Origin of the sequence: Enterococcus sp. NPDC086594, assembly GCF_044746145.1 — a bacterium.
In the GTDB taxonomy this organism is placed as follows: Bacteria; Bacillota; Bacilli; order Lactobacillales; family Enterococcaceae; genus Enterococcus_D; species Enterococcus_D entomosocium.
In genome coordinates this window covers 1-18,012 of the sequence record NZ_JBIVBP010000020.1, presented here as the reverse complement: position 1 = coordinate 18,012, position 18,012 = coordinate 1, and the positions used below count along the sequence as shown (strand labels likewise).

At 42.2% G+C, this 18,012-nt stretch carries 33 protein-coding genes; all 33 read left to right on the top strand.

All coding sequences use genetic code 11. The annotated features are described in order from the left end of the window. Positions 1-188: 188 nt before the first annotated feature. The 33 genes from rpsJ (at position 189) to truA (ending at position 17,855) form a co-directional block, all read left to right on the top strand. On the top strand, positions 189-497 hold the full coding sequence (gene rpsJ / locus ACIPK1_RS17050) for a 30S ribosomal protein S10 (protein WP_003127966.1): 309 nt from the start codon (positions 189-191) through the stop codon (positions 495-497). Positions 498-519: 22 nt separating this feature from the next. Continuing rightward, entirely contained in the window at positions 520-1,149 is a 630-nt protein-coding gene (gene rplC, locus ACIPK1_RS17045) for a 50S ribosomal protein L3 (protein ID WP_003127967.1), read from the top strand. Between the two features lie 29 nt (positions 1,150-1,178). Then, positions 1,179-1,802, top strand: coding sequence for a 50S ribosomal protein L4 (gene rplD / locus ACIPK1_RS17040; RefSeq protein WP_005226910.1), 624 nt, complete (start codon positions 1,179-1,181; stop codon positions 1,800-1,802). After that, the gene (locus ACIPK1_RS17035; RefSeq protein ID WP_005226911.1) at positions 1,802-2,095 is read left to right on the top strand and encodes a 50S ribosomal protein L23; all 294 of its coding nucleotides are present in this window, start codon (positions 1,802-1,804) and stop codon (positions 2,093-2,095) included. The genes rplD and ACIPK1_RS17035 overlap by 1 nt, the downstream gene beginning before the upstream one ends. Positions 2,096-2,134: 39 nt before the next feature. Then, positions 2,135-2,968 (top strand): 50S ribosomal protein L2, encoded by an 834-nt coding sequence (gene rplB / locus ACIPK1_RS17030; protein ID WP_005226912.1) that lies wholly within the window; start codon positions 2,135-2,137, stop codon positions 2,966-2,968. Positions 2,969-3,010: 42 nt separating this feature from the next. Continuing rightward, entirely contained in the window at positions 3,011-3,289 is a 279-nt protein-coding gene (gene rpsS / locus ACIPK1_RS17025; RefSeq protein WP_005226914.1) for a 30S ribosomal protein S19, read from the top strand. Between the two features lie 23 nt (positions 3,290-3,312). Beyond that, positions 3,313-3,660: a 50S ribosomal protein L22 gene (gene rplV / locus ACIPK1_RS17020; protein WP_003127973.1), complete on the top strand. Its 348-nt coding sequence runs from the start codon at positions 3,313-3,315 to the stop codon at positions 3,658-3,660. 13 nt (positions 3,661-3,673) lie between these two features. After that, positions 3,674-4,330 (top strand): 30S ribosomal protein S3, encoded by a 657-nt coding sequence (gene rpsC, locus ACIPK1_RS17015; protein WP_005226916.1) that lies wholly within the window; start codon positions 3,674-3,676, stop codon positions 4,328-4,330. Between the two features lie 2 nt (positions 4,331-4,332). Next, on the top strand, positions 4,333-4,767 hold the full coding sequence (gene rplP / locus ACIPK1_RS17010) for a 50S ribosomal protein L16 (protein WP_005226918.1): 435 nt from the start codon (positions 4,333-4,335) through the stop codon (positions 4,765-4,767). Continuing rightward, positions 4,757-4,945, top strand: coding sequence for a 50S ribosomal protein L29 (gene rpmC, locus ACIPK1_RS17005; protein ID WP_005232529.1), 189 nt, complete (start codon positions 4,757-4,759; stop codon positions 4,943-4,945). The genes rplP and rpmC overlap by 11 nt, the downstream gene beginning before the upstream one ends. A gap of 24 nt (positions 4,946-4,969) precedes the next feature. Next, positions 4,970-5,236 (top strand): 30S ribosomal protein S17, encoded by a 267-nt coding sequence (rpsQ, locus tag ACIPK1_RS17000; RefSeq protein WP_005232528.1) that lies wholly within the window; start codon positions 4,970-4,972, stop codon positions 5,234-5,236. A gap of 60 nt (positions 5,237-5,296) precedes the next feature. Continuing rightward, positions 5,297-5,665 carry a 50S ribosomal protein L14 gene (rplN, locus tag ACIPK1_RS16995; protein WP_003128006.1) on the top strand — a complete coding sequence of 123 codons (369 nt, stop codon included), beginning with the start codon at positions 5,297-5,299 and terminating at the stop codon, positions 5,663-5,665. A gap of 35 nt (positions 5,666-5,700) precedes the next feature. Further along, on the top strand, positions 5,701-6,012 hold the full coding sequence (gene rplX / locus ACIPK1_RS16990; protein WP_005232526.1) for a 50S ribosomal protein L24: 312 nt from the start codon (positions 5,701-5,703) through the stop codon (positions 6,010-6,012). A gap of 27 nt (positions 6,013-6,039) precedes the next feature. Beyond that, positions 6,040-6,579 (top strand): 50S ribosomal protein L5, encoded by a 540-nt coding sequence (gene rplE, locus ACIPK1_RS16985; protein ID WP_005227088.1) that lies wholly within the window; start codon positions 6,040-6,042, stop codon positions 6,577-6,579. A gap of 18 nt (positions 6,580-6,597) precedes the next feature. Beyond that, positions 6,598-6,783, top strand: a complete 186-nt coding sequence (locus ACIPK1_RS16980) for a type Z 30S ribosomal protein S14 (protein WP_003128010.1) — start codon at positions 6,598-6,600, stop codon at positions 6,781-6,783. A gap of 32 nt (positions 6,784-6,815) precedes the next feature. Beyond that, on the top strand, positions 6,816-7,214 hold the full coding sequence (gene rpsH / locus ACIPK1_RS16975; protein ID WP_005227093.1) for a 30S ribosomal protein S8: 399 nt from the start codon (positions 6,816-6,818) through the stop codon (positions 7,212-7,214). Between the two features lie 31 nt (positions 7,215-7,245). After that, positions 7,246-7,782, top strand: a complete 537-nt coding sequence (rplF, locus tag ACIPK1_RS16970) for a 50S ribosomal protein L6 (protein ID WP_005227095.1) — start codon at positions 7,246-7,248, stop codon at positions 7,780-7,782. Between the two features lie 57 nt (positions 7,783-7,839). After that, a complete protein-coding gene (gene rplR / locus ACIPK1_RS16965; RefSeq protein WP_005227097.1) occupies positions 7,840-8,196 on the top strand; it encodes a 50S ribosomal protein L18 in 357 nt (118 codons plus the stop codon). Between the two features lie 20 nt (positions 8,197-8,216). Continuing rightward, complete coding sequence (gene rpsE / locus ACIPK1_RS16960) at positions 8,217-8,717, top strand: 30S ribosomal protein S5 (RefSeq protein ID WP_003128014.1); 501 nt, start codon at positions 8,217-8,219, stop codon at positions 8,715-8,717. 13 nt (positions 8,718-8,730) lie between these two features. After that, on the top strand, positions 8,731-8,910 hold the full coding sequence (gene rpmD, locus ACIPK1_RS16955) for a 50S ribosomal protein L30 (protein ID WP_003128015.1): 180 nt from the start codon (positions 8,731-8,733) through the stop codon (positions 8,908-8,910). Between the two features lie 40 nt (positions 8,911-8,950). Beyond that, positions 8,951-9,391 carry a 50S ribosomal protein L15 gene (gene rplO, locus ACIPK1_RS16950; RefSeq protein ID WP_003128016.1) on the top strand — a complete coding sequence of 147 codons (441 nt, stop codon included), beginning with the start codon at positions 8,951-8,953 and terminating at the stop codon, positions 9,389-9,391. Beyond that, positions 9,391-10,686: a preprotein translocase subunit SecY gene (gene secY, locus ACIPK1_RS16945; protein WP_005227099.1), complete on the top strand. Its 1,296-nt coding sequence runs from the start codon at positions 9,391-9,393 to the stop codon at positions 10,684-10,686. Before rplO ends, secY begins: the two co-directional genes overlap by 1 nt. Positions 10,687-10,746: 60 nt before the next feature. Next, positions 10,747-11,391 (top strand): adenylate kinase, encoded by a 645-nt coding sequence (locus ACIPK1_RS16940; RefSeq protein WP_005227100.1) that lies wholly within the window; start codon positions 10,747-10,749, stop codon positions 11,389-11,391. Between the two features lie 188 nt (positions 11,392-11,579). Next, positions 11,580-11,798 carry a translation initiation factor IF-1 gene (infA, locus tag ACIPK1_RS16935; protein ID WP_002288695.1) on the top strand — a complete coding sequence of 73 codons (219 nt, stop codon included), beginning with the start codon at positions 11,580-11,582 and terminating at the stop codon, positions 11,796-11,798. Positions 11,799-11,830: 32 nt separating this feature from the next. Further along, positions 11,831-11,947 carry a 50S ribosomal protein L36 gene (rpmJ, locus tag ACIPK1_RS16930; protein ID WP_002288710.1) on the top strand — a complete coding sequence of 39 codons (117 nt, stop codon included), beginning with the start codon at positions 11,831-11,833 and terminating at the stop codon, positions 11,945-11,947. A 17-nt stretch (positions 11,948-11,964) separates the two neighbouring features. Beyond that, complete coding sequence (gene rpsM / locus ACIPK1_RS16925; RefSeq protein WP_005227102.1) at positions 11,965-12,330, top strand: 30S ribosomal protein S13; 366 nt, start codon at positions 11,965-11,967, stop codon at positions 12,328-12,330. Positions 12,331-12,357: 27 nt separating this feature from the next. After that, positions 12,358-12,747 (top strand): 30S ribosomal protein S11, encoded by a 390-nt coding sequence (rpsK, locus tag ACIPK1_RS16920; RefSeq protein ID WP_005227104.1) that lies wholly within the window; start codon positions 12,358-12,360, stop codon positions 12,745-12,747. A 79-nt stretch (positions 12,748-12,826) separates the two neighbouring features. Then, complete coding sequence (locus ACIPK1_RS16915; protein ID WP_008376367.1) at positions 12,827-13,765, top strand: DNA-directed RNA polymerase subunit alpha; 939 nt, start codon at positions 12,827-12,829, stop codon at positions 13,763-13,765. A gap of 70 nt (positions 13,766-13,835) precedes the next feature. Next, a complete protein-coding gene (rplQ, locus tag ACIPK1_RS16910) occupies positions 13,836-14,216 on the top strand; it encodes a 50S ribosomal protein L17 (RefSeq protein WP_003128038.1) in 381 nt (126 codons plus the stop codon). 271 nt (positions 14,217-14,487) lie between these two features. Then, a complete protein-coding gene (locus ACIPK1_RS16905; RefSeq protein ID WP_005227109.1) occupies positions 14,488-15,324 on the top strand; it encodes an energy-coupling factor ABC transporter ATP-binding protein in 837 nt (278 codons plus the stop codon). Beyond that, complete coding sequence (locus ACIPK1_RS16900) at positions 15,300-16,166, top strand: energy-coupling factor ABC transporter ATP-binding protein (RefSeq protein WP_005232516.1); 867 nt, start codon at positions 15,300-15,302, stop codon at positions 16,164-16,166. The genes ACIPK1_RS16905 and ACIPK1_RS16900 overlap by 25 nt, the downstream gene beginning before the upstream one ends. Beyond that, complete coding sequence (locus tag ACIPK1_RS16895) at positions 16,156-16,953, top strand: energy-coupling factor transporter transmembrane protein EcfT (protein WP_005227113.1); 798 nt, start codon at positions 16,156-16,158, stop codon at positions 16,951-16,953. The genes ACIPK1_RS16900 and ACIPK1_RS16895 overlap by 11 nt, the downstream gene beginning before the upstream one ends. Before the next feature lie 155 nt (positions 16,954-17,108). Beyond that, a complete protein-coding gene (gene truA / locus ACIPK1_RS16890; RefSeq protein WP_010748617.1) occupies positions 17,109-17,855 on the top strand; it encodes a tRNA pseudouridine(38-40) synthase TruA in 747 nt (248 codons plus the stop codon). The last annotated feature ends 157 nt before the right edge of the window (positions 17,856-18,012 follow it).

Sequence of the window (18,012 nt, the reverse complement as noted above, 5' to 3'; positions counted from 1 at the left end):
TATCCGTAATATAATCATAAAGGTGCTGTTTACGTAAATACGTAAGTCACACTGGCAGCAAAGAAATTTTCTGCCGGCTACGAAACGAGAGGTTGCGACACGCCCGGACGCTTTGCCATGGACGAGCGTGACGGAAAATTTTCGTGGAGCTATGTCTACTTTTCAAAATAGGCGAAGGAGGGAAAACAATGGCAAAACAAAAAATTCGTATCCGTTTAAAAGCGTATGAACATCGTATTTTAGATCAATCAGCGGATAAAATCGTAGAAACTGCAAAGAGAACTGGAGCTGGCGTATCTGGTCCAATTCCATTACCAACTGAACGCAGCTTGTACACGATCATCCGTGCGACGCACAAATACAAAGATTCACGCGAACAATTCGAAATGCGTACACACAAACGTCTAATCGACATTGTGAATCCAACACCAAAAACTGTTGATGCTTTAATGAAGCTAGACTTGCCAAGCGGTGTTAATATCGAAATCAAACTATAATAATTAAGATGGAGGTGTAATCATGACCAAAGGAATCTTAGGGAAAAAAGTGGGAATGACTCAAATCTTCACTGAATCTGGCGAATTGATTCCAGTAACTGTAGTAGAAGCTACACCAAACGTAGTGCTACAAGTGAAAACAATCGAAAATGACGGCTACGAAGCAATTCAAGTCGGCTACCAAGATATGCGTGAAGTTTTGTCTAACAAACCTGCGAAAGGTCATGTTGCAAAAGCAAACACGGCTCCTAAGCGCTTCATTCGCGAATTCAAGAATGTAGAGCTAGAGGGCTTAGAAGTAGGATCAGAAATCAAAGTTGATATTTTTGAAGCAGGAGACATCATCGATGTAACCGGCACTTCGAAAGGTAAAGGATTCCAAGGCGTTATCAAACGTCACGGACAAAGCCGCGGACCAATGGCTCACGGTTCTCGTTATCACCGTCGTCCTGGATCAATGGGTCCAGTTGCACCTAACCGTGTATTTAAAAACAAACGTCTTGCTGGACGTATGGGCGGAAATCGCATCACGATCCAAAACTTGGAAATCGTACGCGTAGACGCAGAACGCAACGTTATCTTGATCAAAGGTAATGTACCTGGCGCGAAAAAATCATTGATTACAATCAAATCAGCTGTGAAAGCTAAATAAGTAGATAGGAAGAAAGGAGGAACTAAGGAATGCCGAATGTAGCATTATTCAAACAAGATGGAAGCCAAAATGGCGAAATTACATTGAACGAAGAAATCTTCGGAATCGAACCAAATGAATCAGTTGTCTATGATGCAATCATCATGCAACGCGCTTCATTAAGACAAGGAACACACGCTGTGAAAAACCGCAGTGCCGTTCGTGGCGGTGGCCGTAAACCATGGCGCCAAAAAGGAACTGGACGTGCCCGTCAAGGTTCAATCCGTTCACCACAATGGCGTGGAGGTGGCGTAGTCTTCGGACCAACACCACGTTCATACAGCTACAAACTTCCTAAAAAAGTTCGTCGCTTAGCAATGAAATCTGTATTGTCAGAAAAAGTTGCTTCAAATAACTTGGTAGCAGTAGAAGGATTAAGCTTTGATGCTCCAAAAACAAAAGAATTCAAACAAGTTTTAGCTAACTTGACAATTGACTCTAAAGTATTGGTAGTTTTAGAATCTGAAAACGACTTTGCCGCTTTATCTGCGCGCAACTTGCCAAAAGTTTCTGTAGTTACTGCTGATAACATTAGTGTGCTAGACATCGTTTCTAACGACAAAATGTTAGTGACACAAACTGCTCTTACTCAGATCGAGGAGGTGCTTGCATAATGAACTTACTAGACGTTATTAAACGCCCAGTGATCACTGAAAAATCAATGCTTGCCATGGATGACAAGAAATACACTTTTGAAGTGGACACAAAAGCTAACAAAACTTTAGTAAAACAAGCTGTAGAAGCTGCCTTTGACGGAGTGAAAGTGGCAAACGTGAACATCATCAACGTTCGTCCTAAATTCAAACGCATGGGTAAATATGCAGGATATACAAAAAAACGTCGCAAAGCTGTTGTGACTTTAACTGAAGATTCTAAAGAAATCCAAATTTTCGAAGCTGCTGAATAAGCAACTCACGCATAAATTTTACATGGGAGGGAAAAAGACGTGGCGATTAAAAAGTACAAACCTACCACGAACGGCCGTCGTAATATGACAAGTTCTGATTTCGCTGAAATCACAACTTCAACACCAGAAAAAACATTGTTAGCTCCTTTGAAAAACAATGCTGGTCGTAACAACAACGGACGTATCACGGTTCGTCATCAAGGTGGCGGTCACAAACGTCAATACCGTTTGATCGATTTCAAACGTAACAAAGACAACGTCGTTGCTACGGTTAAAACGATTGAATATGATCCAAACCGTTCTGCTAACATTGCGTTAGTACATTACGAGGATGGAGTAAAAGCATACATCTTAGCACCTAAAGGATTAGAAGTTGGCATGACTGTCGTTTCTGGTCCAGATGCAGATATTAAAGTAGGGAATGCATTACCACTAGAAAACATTCCAGTCGGTACTGTTATCCACAACATCGAAATGAAACCTGGTAAAGGTGGACAATTGATTCGTTCAGCTGGAACAAGTGCTCAAGTACTTGGTAAAGAAGGCAAATACGTATTGATCCGCTTGAACTCTGGTGAAGTACGGATGATCTTAGCATCATGTCGTGCAACAATCGGTTCTGTTGGTAATGAACAACACGAATTGATCAACATCGGTAAAGCCGGTCGTTCTCGTTGGATGCGCAAACGCCCAACTGTACGTGGTAGCGTAATGAACCCTAATGATCACCCACACGGTGGTGGTGAAGGTAAAGCACCAATCGGACGTAAAGCACCAGTTTCTCCTTGGGGACAACCAGCACTTGGCTACAAAACACGTAACAAAAAAGCAAAATCAGACAAACTTATCGTTCGTCGTCGTAAAACTAAGTAATATACTTGACCGTGTGTCGCACATTTTGAGAGGAGGTACACCATGGGTCGTAGTTTGAAAAAAGGACCTTTTGTCGATGACCATTTGATGAAAAAGGTCGAAGCACAAGAAGGCGCTGAAAAGAAAAAAGTGATCAAAACTTGGTCACGTCGTTCTACAATTTTCCCTAATTTTATCGGATTTACAATTGCTGTGTATGATGGACGGAAACATGTACCAGTTTACATCCAAGAAGACATGGTAGGACACAAATTAGGTGAATTTGCACCAACAAGAACTTATCGCGGACATGCTGCCGATGATAAGAAAACAAGACGCTAATTTTGAGGGGAGGATATCCAAAAATGGCAGAACAAATCACATCAGCGAAAGCAACTGCTAAAACAGTCCGCGTTTCTCCTCGTAAATCTCGTCTAGTTATTGACTTAATCAGAGGGAAAAGCGTTGCTGAAGCAATCGCGATCTTAAAGTTCACACCAAATAAAGCAGCTGGAATCATCGAGAAAGTCTTGATGTCAGCTATTGCCAATGCAGAAAATAATTTTGACTTAGATGTTGAAAACTTGATTGTTTCTGAAGCATTCGTAAACGAAGGACCAACGATGAAACGTTTCCGTCCACGTGCGAAAGGTTCAGCTTCACCGATCAACAAACGTACAAGTCATATTACTGTAGTCGTATCAGAAAAATAAGGAGGGACAATCAGTGGGTCAAAAAGTACATCCAATTGGAATGCGTGTAGGCATCATCCGTGACTGGGATGCTAAATGGTATGCTGAAAAAGAGTATGCTGAATTTCTACATGAAGATTTGAAAATCCGTAAATTTATCGCATCTAAACTTGCTGATGCCGCTGTGTCTACAGTTGAGATCGAGCGTGCAGCAAACCGCGTGAATATTTCAATCCACACAGCTAAACCAGGTATGGTTATCGGTAAAGGCGGATCTGAAGTCGAAAACCTAAGAAAAGAATTAAATAGCCTAACTGGCAAACGAGTTCACATCAACATCGTTGAAATCAAAAAACCAGATTTAGATGCTAAATTAGTAGGCGAAGGAATCGCACGTCAATTAGAAAACCGTGTTGCTTTCCGTCGTGCTCAAAAACAAGCGATCCAACGCACAATGCGTTCTGGCGCTAAAGGAATCAAAACACAAGTTTCTGGCCGTCTAAATGGTGCGGATATCGCTCGTTCAGAAGGTTACTCAGAAGGAACAGTTCCACTTCATACATTACGTGCGGACATTGATTACGCATGGGAAGAAGCAGATACAACATACGGAAAACTAGGAGTTAAAGTGTGGATTTATCGTGGAGAAGTTCTTCCAACTAAAAAGAACACTGAGAAAGGAGGGAAATAAACATGTTAGTACCTAAACGTGTAAAACACCGTCGTGAGTTCCGCGGAAAAATGCGTGGCGAAGCGAAAGGCGGAAAAGAAGTAGCATTCGGTGAATACGGCTTACAAGCTGTTGAATCACACTGGATCACAAACCGTCAAATCGAAGCTGCCCGTATCGCAATGACTCGTTATATGAAACGTGGCGGGAAAGTATGGATCAAAATTTTCCCTCACAAATCTTATACTGCCAAAGCTATCGGGGTACGTATGGGTTCTGGTAAAGGGGCTCCTGAAGGATGGGTATCACCAGTTAAACGTGGTAAAATCATGTTTGAAATTGCCGGTGTACCTGAAGAAGTTGCGCGCGAAGCGCTACGTCTTGCTTCTCACAAATTACCAGTGAAAACGAAGATCGTAAAACGTGAGGAAATGGGTGGTGAATCGAATGAAGGTTAAAGAAATCAGAGAATTAACCACTGCCGAAATGCTAGATCAAGAAAAACAATTGAAAGAAGAATTGTTCAATCTTAGATTCCAATTAGCAACAGGTCAATTAGAAAACACTGCACGTATCAAAGAAGTACGTAAATCGATTGCACGCATTAAAACAGTATTGCGTGAACAAGTTAAGTAATAGTGGAAGGAGGCCATTTAGCGTATGACTGAAGAAAGAAATCAACGCAAAGTTTACCAAGGTCGCGTGGTATCAGACAAAATGGATAAAACTATCTCTGTTGTCGTTGAAACAAAGAAAAACCACCCTATCTACGGCAAACGTCTGAACTATTCTAAGAAATACAAAGCACACGATGAAAACAACGAAGCAAAAGTTGGCGATATCGTGAAAATTATGGAAACTCGTCCATTATCAGCTACGAAACGTTTCCGTCTAGTAGAGATTGTTGAAAAGGCAGTGATTATCTAATCACACGAGATTTTCCTATATAGATTGTGAATTGCAAAATCTGAAAGGAGGATACACATCGTGATCCAAGCAGAAAGCCGATTAAGAGTGGCGGACAACTCAGGTGCCCGTGAAATTCTAACGATCAAAGTCCTTGGCGGATCTGGTCGTAAAACTGCCAATATTGGTGACGTGATTGTTGCTACGGTTAAACAAGCAACGCCAGGTGGGGTTGTCAAAAAAGGTGACGTCGTTAAAGCCGTTATCGTTCGTACTAAATCAGGAGCTCGTCGTACAGACGGTTCATACATCAAATTCGATGAAAATGCTGCGGTTATTATCCGTGACGATAAGAGCCCTCGTGGAACTCGTATCTTTGGCCCAGTTGCCCGCGAATTGCGTGAAGGCAACTTTATGAAGATCGTTTCCCTAGCACCAGAAGTATTGTAATAGTGATTCTTATCTAAAGGAGGTGCGAAACAAACATGTTTGTTAAAAAAGGCGATAAAGTTAAAGTTATCACTGGTAAAGACAAAAACAAAGAAGGCGTTGTGCTAGCAGCGTTTCCTAAAAATGACAAAGTCGTTGTTGAAGGTGTCAATGTTGTCAAAAAACACCAAAAACCTTCTCAAACTGCTCCTCAAGGCGGAATCGTTGAAATGGAAGCACCAATTCATGTTTCTAACGTGATGGTGGTTGATCCATCGAACGGTGAAGCTACGCGTGTCGGTTACAAAGAAGTTGACGGCAAAAAAGTCCGCGTTTCTAAGAAAACCGGAGAAGTTCTTGATAAATAATCTGATGAAGGAAGGAGGGGCTAACAGATGAACCGCCTTAAAGAAAAATATTCAAAAGAAGTTGTCCCATCATTAATGGACAAATTTAACTACAGCTCAATCATGGAAGCACCAAAAGTTGATAAAATCGTTATCAACATGGGTGTCGGTGACGCTGTTTCTAATGCTAAAAACTTAGACAAAGCTGTTGAAGAATTACAATTGATCTCAGGTCAAAAACCATTGATCACAAAAGCGAAAAAATCTATCGCAGGATTCCGTTTACGTGAAGGAATGCCAATCGGTGCGAAAGTAACTCTACGCGGCGAAAGAATGTATGAATTCTTAGATAAACTAGTAAGTGTGTCATTGCCACGTGTCCGGGACTTCCACGGTGTGAGCAAAAAAGCGTTCGACGGACGCGGAAACTACACTTTAGGTATCAAAGAACAATTGATTTTCCCTGAAGTAGATTATGATTTGATCGACAAAGTACGTGGTATGGATATCGTGATTGTAACAACAGCAAACACAGATGAAGAATCTCGTGAATTGTTGACACAATTAGGCATGCCATTCCAAAAATAAAAAAAGGAGGCGAACTACGTGGCTAAAAAATCAATGATTGCTAAAAACAAACGCCCTGCTAAATTCTCAACGCAAGAATATACTCGTTGTGAACGTTGCGGACGTCCACATTCAGTTTATCGTAAATTTCATCTTTGCCGTATTTGCTTCCGCGAACTTGCCTATAAAGGACAAATTCCCGGCGTGAAGAAAGCTAGCTGGTAAACTATACTCGCATAAAGGAGGTAAATTATCCCATGGTCATGACAGATCCAATTGCAGATTTTCTAACGCGCGTGCGTAACGCAAACATGGTTAAACACGAAAGCCTAGAAGTACCTGCTTCAAAAATCAAACGTGATATCGCTGAAATCTTGAAACGTGAAGGTTTCGTCCGCGATGTTGAATACATTGAAGATGACAAACAAGGCGTGATCCGCGTATTTCTTAAATACGGTAAAAACGGTGAACGTGTTATCACAAACTTAAAACGTATCTCTAAACCAGGCTTGCGTGCTTATGTCAAAGCTGACGAAGTACCAAAAGTATTGAATGGTCTAGGAATCGCGATTATCTCAACTTCTGACGGTGTAATCACTGACAAAGAAGCTAGAGCAAAAAATGTTGGCGGCGAAGTAGTCGCTTATGTATGGTAATTTAAAATATTCCACAAGGAGGTGCCTCTAAGTGAGTCGTATCGGTAATAAGATCGTCGTTCTTCCTGCTGGTGTTGAAATCAAGCAAAACGGAAACGACATTACAGTTAAAGGACCTAAAGGTGAATTAACACGTACTTTCTCTTCTGATATCACAATGAATATCGAAGGAAACGAAGTAACATTCACTCGTCCAAATGATAGTAAAGAAATGAAAACTATCCACGGAACTACCCGTGCAAACTTCAACAACATGGTTGTTGGTGTTTCTGAAGGTTTCCAAAAAGCGTTAGAATTAATCGGGGTTGGGTACCGTGCTCAATTACAAGGGAAAAAACTTGTATTGAACGTTGGTTACTCTCATCCAGTTGAAATCGAAGCGCCAGCTGGAATCGAAATCGAAGTTCCTTCAAACACTTCTGTGATCGTTAAAGGATCAGATAAAGAAGTCGTTGGCGAATTGGCTGCCAATATCCGTGGCGTTCGTCCTCCAGAACCTTACAAAGGCAAAGGAATTCGTTATGTTGGCGAATTTGTACGCCGTAAAGAAGGTAAAACTGGTAAATAGTCGTAATTCTTTACGACTAGCAGCTTAGGCTAGCAAAATTAAAAGAGGTGACAAATTGTGATTACAAAACCAGATAAAAACAAGACACGTCAGAAAAGACATCGTCGTGTACGTAACAAAATCTCTGGTACTGCTGAGTGCCCACGCTTAAACGTGTTCCGTTCGAACAAAAACATCTACGCACAAGTAATTGATGACGTAGCGGGTGTGACGCTAGCAAGTGCCTCTGCCTTAGACAAAGAAGTTTCAGGTGCAACAAAAACTGAACAAGCACAAGCTGTCGGTAAATTAGTCGCAGAACGTGCAGCAGCAAAAGGTATTAAAGTAGTAGTCTTTGACCGTGGTGGATACCTTTACCATGGCCGTGTAGCAGCTTTAGCTGAAGCAGCTCGCGAAAATGGACTGGAATTTTAAGAGAAGGAGGAACACCATTCATGGTTTATATTGATCCAAAACATTTGGAATTAGAAGACCGCGTTGTTGCGATCAACCGTGTAACTAAAGTTGTTAAAGGTGGACGTCGTCTACGTTTTGCTGCATTAGTTGTTGTCGGTGACAAAAACGGACACGTAGGTTTCGGTACTGGTAAAGCGCAAGAAGTACCAGAAGCAATCCGTAAAGCAATCGAAGACGCGAAGAAAAACTTGGTGGAAGTACCAATGGTTGGTTCTACAATCCCTCACGAAGTTATCGGTGTATTCGGCGGCGGACGCATCCTTATGAAACCTGCTGTAGAAGGTTCTGGGGTAGCTGCTGGTGGACCAGTTCGTGCCGTATTGGAATTAGCTGGGGTAGCTGATATCACATCTAAATCTTTAGGTTCTAACACACCAATCAACGTTGTTCGCGCAACAGTTGAAGGTTTAAAACAATTAAAACGCGCTGAAGAAGTGGCAGCACTTCGCGGCAAATCAGTAGAAGAATTAATCGGTTAAGGAGGACACTATAATGGCTGAATTGAAAATTACTTTAAAACGCAGTATTATCGGACGTCCCCAAAACCAACGTGATACTGTAAAAGCGTTAGGTCTTACAAAGTTGAATTCAACAGTTGTAAAACCTGCTAATGATGCAATCAAAGGCATGGTTAACACTGTTTCTCACTTAGTGGACGTTGAAGAGGTCTAAGGATCAGCAGATCTAGTTTGATTAAGGAGGTGCCAAACCTATGAAACTTCATGAATTAAAACCATCAGAAGGCTCACGCCAAGTACGTAACCGTGTCGGACGAGGAACTTCATCTGGTAACGGTAAAACAGCTGGACGTGGACAAAAAGGTCAAAAAGCTCGTTCAGGCGGCGGAGTACGTCTAGGATTCGAAGGTGGACAAACACCATTGTTCCGTCGTTTACCAAAACGTGGCTTTACAAATGTGAACCGCAAAGAATATGCAGTCATCAATCTCGATGTCTTGAACCGCTTTGAAGACGGTGCTGAAGTAACACCTGTTGCTTTACACGAAGCTGGAATCGTCAAAGACGAAAAAGCTGGAATCAAAGTATTAGCTAACGGAGAATTAACGAAGAAATTGACTGTGAAAGCAGCTAAATTCTCAAAAGCAGCTGAAGAAGCAATCGTTGCTGCTGGTGGATCAATCGAGGTGATCTAATGATCAGACTATTGAAGGATGCCTTTAAGGTTAAGGATATTAGATCCAGAATATTGTTCACCGTCTTAATCTTGTTTGTCTTTCGTCTGGGAACACATATTACTGTGCCAGGCGTAGACGCAAGTCGCCTAAATACCATCGCGGATCTACCATTTTTAAACATGTTAAACTTGGTAAGTGGTGGCGCCATGCAACAATTTTCGATTTTCTCGATGGGGGTTTCGCCTTACATCACTGCCTCAATTGTCATTCAGTTGTTGCAGATGGATATCGTCCCTAAATTTGTTGAATGGTCGAAACAAGGTGAAGTGGGTCGTAAGAAATTAAATCAGGCAACACGTTACTTGACGTTGGTATTAGGCTTTGTCCAATCCATGACATTAACGGCTGGATTTAACTATTACACTCAACTCGGGTTTGTAAACAATCCTAATATGGCAACCTATATCGTGATCGGACTGATTTTAACAGCCGGAACGATGTTAGTCACTTGGTTAGGAGAGCAGATCACCGAGCGTGGTATCGGAAACGGTGTGTCAATGATCATCTTTGCTGGGATCATTTCACGCTTACCAGCAAGCATCAAAGAATTGATTGAAGATTACTTCATTAACGTGGATCAATCGGATATCTGGCTAAATGCTATCTTTATGGCGCTGCTTGTGATTGCTGTGTTGATCGTCATTACTTTAGTAACGTATGTTCAACAGGCAGAACGCAAGATTCCGATCCAATATACAAAACGGGTAGCAGGAGCGCCTACCAGCAGTTACCTTCCTTTGAAAGTAAATGCTGCCGGGGTTATCCCAGTTATCTTTGCCAGTTCTTTTATTACAACACCAAATGCGATCATTCAAGCATTAGGTAGTTCATATAGAGGAGAAACTTGGTACGAAGTGGTGCAAACGATCTTTAGTTACAACACTGTACCGGGTGCGATCATCTACACTGTCTTGATTGTTGCGTTTACCTTCTTCTACGCATTTGTTCAAGTGAACCCTGAGAAATTAGCGGAAAACTTGCAAAAACAAGGAAGTTACATTCCGAGTGTGCGTCCTGGTAAAGGAACAGAAGAATATGTATCGCGTTTGTTGATGCGATTAAGCACGGTTGGATCGATCTTTTTAGGATTGGTTGCTTTACTTCCAATCATCGCTCAGATGGCTTGGAATTTACCGCAATCGATCGGACTAGGTGGAACGAGTCTATTGATCATTATCGGTGTGGCACTTGATACTGCCAAGCAGTTAGAAGGGCTTATGCTGAAACGGAAATATACTGGTTTCATCAATTAAAGTTATTGAAGTGTTGAGGATTTCCTCAACACTATTCAAAAACTTACAGGAGGAATTAGAATGAACTTCATTTTAATGGGATTACCTGGTGCTGGAAAAGGTACTCAGGCAGAACGTATCGTTGCTGAATACGGTCTTCCTCATATTTCAACAGGCGATATGTTTCGGGCTGCGATGGCGAACGAAACAGAACTAGGCCTTAAAGCAAAATCATACATGGATCAAGGCGCATTAGTTCCTGATGAGGTTACAAATGGGATCGTTAAAGAACGTTTAGCTGAACCTGATACCGAGAAAGGTTTCTTATTAGATGGTTTTCCTCGTACATTGGATCAAGCAAAAGCGTTAGATGAGATGCTTGCTGACCTTAACAAAAAACTTGATGCCGTTATTGATATTCATGTTCCTGAAGAAGTTCTTGTAGAACGTTTAGCCGGCCGCTTCATGTGCCGCAATTGTGGGGCAACTTATCATAAATTGTTCAATCCTCCCAAAGAGGAAGGAACATGTGATCGTTGTGGAAGTCATGACTTCTACCAGCGTGAAGATGATAAGCCTGAGACGGTCAAAAATCGTCTAGCTGTCAATATCAAAAGCAGTGAACCAATTTTGACTTATTACAAAGACAAAGGGTTATTGCAATCGATTGATGGGGATCGCGACATCGACGCTGTATTCGAAGATGTTCAAAAGATCATTGACTAATCATAGATTGCCCGAGTCCAACTTGCAGCTTAAAACTTTCTCTTGAAATCTTTGACAGGATATGATAGAATATGTCAGTCCGACTTCTACTTTTTATTAAGTAGGAGCATAGTTTGAGAATATCAGGTGGGAACCGAGTTTCCGCCATTTTATCGTGTGAAAATCACAAGTACAAGGAGGTACTGTGCGTGGCAAAAGAAGATATGATTGAAGTCGAAGGTACAGTCGTCGAAACTTTGCCGAATGCAATGTTTAAAGTAGAATTGGAAAACGGACACCAAGTTCTAGCGACCGTTTCTGGTAAGATTCGGATGCACTACATTCGTATTTTACCTGGAGACAAAGTAACGGTGGAATTATCCCCGTATGATCTGAACCGTGGCCGCATTACTTATCGCTTTAAATAATTGTACTCCGTAAAACCACAGGAGGTATTATCATGAAAGTAAGACCATCAGTAAAACCAATGTGCGAACATTGTAAAGTAATTCGTCGTAAAGGACGCGTTATGGTGATTTGCCCAGCAAATCCAAAACATAAACAACGTCAAGGATAATCGGAGGTGTAACAAATATGGCTCGTATTGCAGGAGTAGATATTCCTCGTGATAAACGTGTGGTCGTTTCACTTACTTATATCTATGGTATTGGTAACACGACTGCAAAACAAATTTTAGCTGACGCTGGCGTGTCTGAAGAAGTTCGTGTTCGTGATTTAACGAATGAACAAACAGATGCTATCCGTGCAGAAGTTGATAAATTAAAAGTTGAAGGTGACCTTCGTCGTGAAGTGAACTTAAACATCAAACGATTGATGGAAATCGGTTCTTACCGTGGGATCCGTCATCGCCGTGGATTGCCAGTTCGTGGACAAAACACGAAAAACAATGCACGTACTCGTAAAGGCCCGTCTAAAACAGTCGCAGGCAAGAAAAAATAATTCCTAAGTGAAGGAGGTTAAAACTTCATGGCAGCAAAAAAAGTGAGTCGTAAACGCCGTGTGAAAAAGAATATTGAAGCGGGTATTGCACATATTCACTCAACATTCAATAATACAATCGTAATGATCACTGATACTCATGGTAATGCATTAGCATGGTCATCAGCTGGTTCATTAGGTTTCAAAGGAAGCAAAAAATCTACTCCTTTTGCCGCTCAAATGGCAGCAGAAACAGCTACCAAAGCAGCAATGGAACACGGATTAAGAACTGTTGAAGTAACAGTTAAAGGACCTGGTTCTGGACGTGAAGCAGCAATTCGTTCATTACAAGCAGCAGGTTTGGAAGTGAGTGCGATCCGTGACGTGACTCCAGTCCCTCATAATGGATGCCGCCCTCCAAAACGCCGTCGTGTTTAATGAGTGCTGCTCATTTTGAGTGTAACAAATACGTCATTGAACAAGACACTTTTCGTTTTGAAAGGGGTAATAGATAAGAATGATTGAATTCGAAAAACCAAGAATCGCAAAGATTGATGAAGACAAAGATTATGGCAAGTTCATCGTGGAACCTCTTGAAAGAGGCTACGGAACTACACTAGGAAATTCCCTACGTCGTATTTTATTATCTTCTTTACCTGGTGCGGCAATCACCAATATTCAAATCGATGGAGTTTTACACGAATTCTCAACTGTTAAGGGTGTTCGGGAAGACGTTGCTCAAATCATCTTGAATATTAAAGGTCTTGCATTGAAAATGTACGGGGATGAAGAAAAGACCCTTGAAATTGATATTTCAGGACCTGCTACAGTAACTGCTGGCGATATCATCGTTGATAGTGATGTAGAAATCCTTAACAAAGATATGTATATCTGTACCGTTTCTGAAGGTGCTACGTTCCATGCTCGCTTAACAGTGAAACCTGGCCGCGGCTACGTTCAAGCGGACGAAAACAAAAAAGAAGACATGCCAATCGGCGTTCTTCCAGTCGATTCAATCTATACACCAGTACGTCGTGTCAACTACCAAGTAGAAAACACACGTGTCGGTCGTCGGGATGATTTCGACAAATTAACGATGGAAATATGGACTGATGGCTCAATCGAACCATTGGAAGCAATGAGTTTGTCTGCGAAGATCATGACTGAACATTTAGACATCTTTGTTAACCTAACTGATGAAGCGAAAAACGCTGAAATCATGGTTGAAAAAGAAGAAACACAAAAAGAAAAAATGTTGGAAATGACGATCGAAGAATTAGACTTATCTGTTCGTTCATACAACTGTCTAAAACGTGCAGGAATCAATACTGTACAAGAATTGACAAACAAATCTGAACCAGAAATGATCAAAGTAAGAAACTTAGGCCGTAAATCTCTTGAAGAGGTCAAAGTGAAATTACATGATTTAGGTTTAGGACTACGTAAAGACGATTAAACCGTTTTCGATTACGTTAGTTCGGTTCGTCTGACCGATACAACATTCGAAAGTGAAGGAGGGAAACCACGTGAGTTATCGTAAACTAGGACGCACATCTAGCCAACGTAAAGCGATGTTGCGTGATTTGACAACTGATTTATTCATTAACGAACGTATCGTTACGACTGAAGCTCGTGCGAAAGAAGTTCGTTCAACTGCAGAAAAAATGATCACTTTAGGTAAACGTGGTGATTTGCATGCACGTCGTCAAGCAGCAGCATTCGTTCGTAATGAAGTTGCAAGTGTACGTGAAGAAAACGAAGAAGTAGTTATTGAATCAGCATTACAAAAATTATTCAATGATATCGCTCCTCGTTACACAGATCGCCAAGGTGGATATACTCGTATCTTGAAAACAGAACCAAGACGCGGAGATGCTGCACCAATGGTTATCCTAGAACTTGTTTAAAATCACACTTATCATCACTTTATAGATGTTTACTAAGAGTGTTATGATGTTGGAAGAAACTTTCCGAGTCTAGCTCAGCGCCTACACCTCGATGTATTTCGAGGTGTACGCACTCATCATAAAGTGCTTTTTTTTTACTTTCGATTACCTGTCAAGACAGGTAATGGCAAGTGAAAAAAAGATCTGGAGACAAATCGTGCGTGAATCATTGAAAAACGTGCGCTTTTTTGGTAGTGTTAGAAAGAATTAATCGCAAATGAAGGAGTCTATCATGAAGCCAATCATTGAATTGAATGCTATTACTGTGCGTTATAGCGAAGAAGAGCGTGCCGCGTTAAATAACGTATCCTTTTCCATCAACAAAGGGGAATGGGTGGCGTTGATCGGCCATAACGGCTCTGGTAAATCAACTTTAGCAAAAACCATCAATGGCTTGATCTTGCCGCAAGAAGGCAGTGTTTCTGTCGGCGAATTGCCTTTGAATGAAGAAAATATCTGGAATATTCGAAAAATGGTCGGTATGGTCTTTCAAAACCCTGACAATCAATTCGTTGGTTCGACGGTGGAAGATGATGTGGCTTTCGGTTTAGAAAATCAAGGAATCCCGCGAGAAGAAATGCTGGTTCGTGTCAAAGACGCTCTGGAACAAGTACGGATGAGCGAGTTTGCGACCCGGGAACCCGCGCGTCTTTCTGGTGGTCAAAAACAGCGGGTAGCCATTGCTGGCGTCGTTGCATTGCGCCCAGATATCATCATTCTTGATGAAGCCACTAGTATGCTAGATCCAGAAGGTCGTGAAGAAGTGATCGCAACGATCAAAAAAATCAAAGAAAAAAACAATTTGACCGTGTTATCGATCACCCATGATATCGATGAAGCAGCCAACGCCAATCGGGTGCTGGTGATGCGTCAAGGAGAGCTCGTCCGCGAAGGGACACCCGCAGAGATTTTTTCTGCAGGTCCAGAACTGATTGAGCTAGGCTTAGATCTGCCATTTCCTGAAAAATTAAAGGCGGCACTAAAACAGCGGGGCGTCACGGTACCGCAAGCGTACTTAACTGAAGAAGGGATGGTGGATTGGCTATGGACATCCGTTTTGAACAAGTAGGATTCACCTACCAACCGCATTCTCCGTTTGAACAACGGGTTTTGTTCGATATTGATTTAGAGATCAAAGAAGGCTCTTATACCGCCTTAGTCGGTCATACAGGGAGCGGAAAATCTACGTTGTTGCAGCACTTGAATGCATTATTAAAACCAACGACTGGCACGGTCACGATCGGTGAGCGAGTCATCAAACCCGAGACAGACAACAAAAATCTAAAACCGTTACGTAAAAAAGTCGGGATCGTTTTTCAATTTCCTGAATCCCAATTATTTGAGGAAACTGTTGCGAGAGATATCGCTTTTGGACCGAAAAACTTTGGGGTCTCCGAAGAAGCAGCCAAAGGTTTAGCCCAAGAATACATTCAATTGGTAGGTTTAGATGAAAGTTTTCTGGAACGTTCACCATTTGACCTTTCAGGGGGCCAAATGCGCCGTGTAGCGATTGCTGGGGTCTTGGCTATGGAACCAGAAGTTTTGGTCTTAGACGAGCCGACAGCTGGCTTAGATCCACAAGGACGCAAAGAGATGATGGAAATGTTTGATCGCCTGCATCGGGAAAAGAACATGACGATCATTTTAGTGACCCACTTGATGGATGATGTGGCAAACTATGCTGATTATGTCTATGTGTTAGAAAAAGGCCGTCTCGTCAAAGCAGGCACGCCGTCTGTTGTGTTTCAAGACACTGCCTGGCTGCAAGAAAAGCAGCTAGGGGTACCGACAGCAACCGCATTTGCGGAGCAACTACAAGCCAGAGGATTGGCATTTGAGCAGTTGCCGCTAACGGCTGATGAACTGGCAGATGTTTTAGTAGCAAAGGGGGCGACTGCCCATGATGAATAAACTGATTTTCGGTCGTTTTATTCCTGGGGACTCCTTGATCCACCGTTTAGATCCACGAGTCAAATTGATTGCTAGTTTTTATTTTATCGCGATTATCTTTTTGGCGAATAATTGGCAAAGCTATTTATTAGCGGGTGCTTTTACGCTCTTTTGTATCTCCTTTTCAAAAATCGATTTTGGCTTCTTTATTCGAGGCGTGCGACCTTTGATTTGGCTGATTTTATTTACCGTGGCGTTACAGATTTTATTTACTACCGGCGGCGACGTCTACTGGTCTTGGTGGATCTTTAACATCACAGAATTTGGTGTCCAAAACGGGATCTTTATTTTTTGTCGTTTTGTTTTGATCATTTTCATGTCGACCTTGTTGACGTTAACGACACCCCCATTAGAGCTTTCAGATGCGATCGAATACATTTTGCGTCCTTTAAAAGCGATCCGTTTCCCTGTCCATGAAATCTCACTGATGCTGTCGATTGCGTTGCGCTTTGTGCCAACCTTGATGGATGAAACAGAAAAAATCATGAATGCTCAGCGTGCCCGCGGGGTCGATTTCGGCGAAGGGGGACTGTTGCAGAAGATGAAGGCGATCGTTCCTTTGTTGATTCCTTTATTTGTCAGCAGCTTTAACCGTGCGGAAGATCTAGCCACCGCTATGGAAGCCAGAGGCTATCAAGGCGGCGAAGGGCGTACGAAGTATCGGATTTTGCACTGGCATCAACGGGACACATTGGTTGTCATCGTTTTTGCGCTCTTTACAGTAGCGTTAGTGTTCTTAAGAGGATAATCGAAGACCTATGATTGAAGTCAACCCACGAAAGGTTCTTAACGAAGCAACGAGGCTGCTGGCGATCCCAGCGGCTGGTTCGAAAAGGCCTGTCGATCGATCAGACTTTTCTCATAGGCTTTTTTGTGAAAAAATAGAAAGAAACAGGTGATTAAATGGTCCGCTATAAAGCGACGATCGCTTATGATGGCACGAATTTTCAAGGATTTCAGCGTCAACCCAATGGACGAACGGTTCAAGAAGAGATTGAGAAGACATTAACGAAGATGAACAATGGGCAGCCGATTCAGATTCATGGCTCTGGCCGCACCGATGCGGGGGTCCATGCGCAAGGGCAAGTGATCCACTTCGATTTCCCTCAAAAGCGCCCACTGGAAAAAATGCGCTTTGGTTTAGATACCCAAACGCCAGAAGATGTTGCGGTAAAATCGGTGGAGATCGTTGACGATACCTTCCATGCCCGCTACTTAGTCGTTGAAAAAACCTACCAGTTTCGAGTGGACATTGGGAAACCTCGCAGTCCTTTCCGCCGCCATTATGCCAGCTATTATCCGTATCCGCTAGATTTGGAAAAAATCCAACGAGCGTTGCCAGATTTTTTAGGCACCCATGACTTTACCAGTTTTTGCGCGACGGGCAGTTCCGTCGATGACAAAACGCGGACGATCCATGAAGCGTCCATGGCGGTCAATGACGCTGGAGATGAGTTGATTTTCACCTTTCGCGGCGATGGATTTTTGTACAAGATGATCCGAATCATGGTGGGCACATTGCTGAAAATCGGCAATGGACGCCTCGCACCTGACAGTATTCCTGCGATCATTGCGCAAAAAGACCGAAATGCAGCAGGTCCCACAGCTCATCCAGAAGGATTGTATTTGGTTCACGTTGCCTATGAATAAGGAAAAACACAAGCTTCGCTGCTCTTGTCCAACAAGAGAAAGCGAAAGCTTGTGTTTTTATTTTTTCTGGCTCTTTGTCAATAAGGACTGATGAGTTGTGCAAAATCAAATCTGGGTCAGAATGAACCTCATTCTGGCTCAGATTTTTTGTTATCTT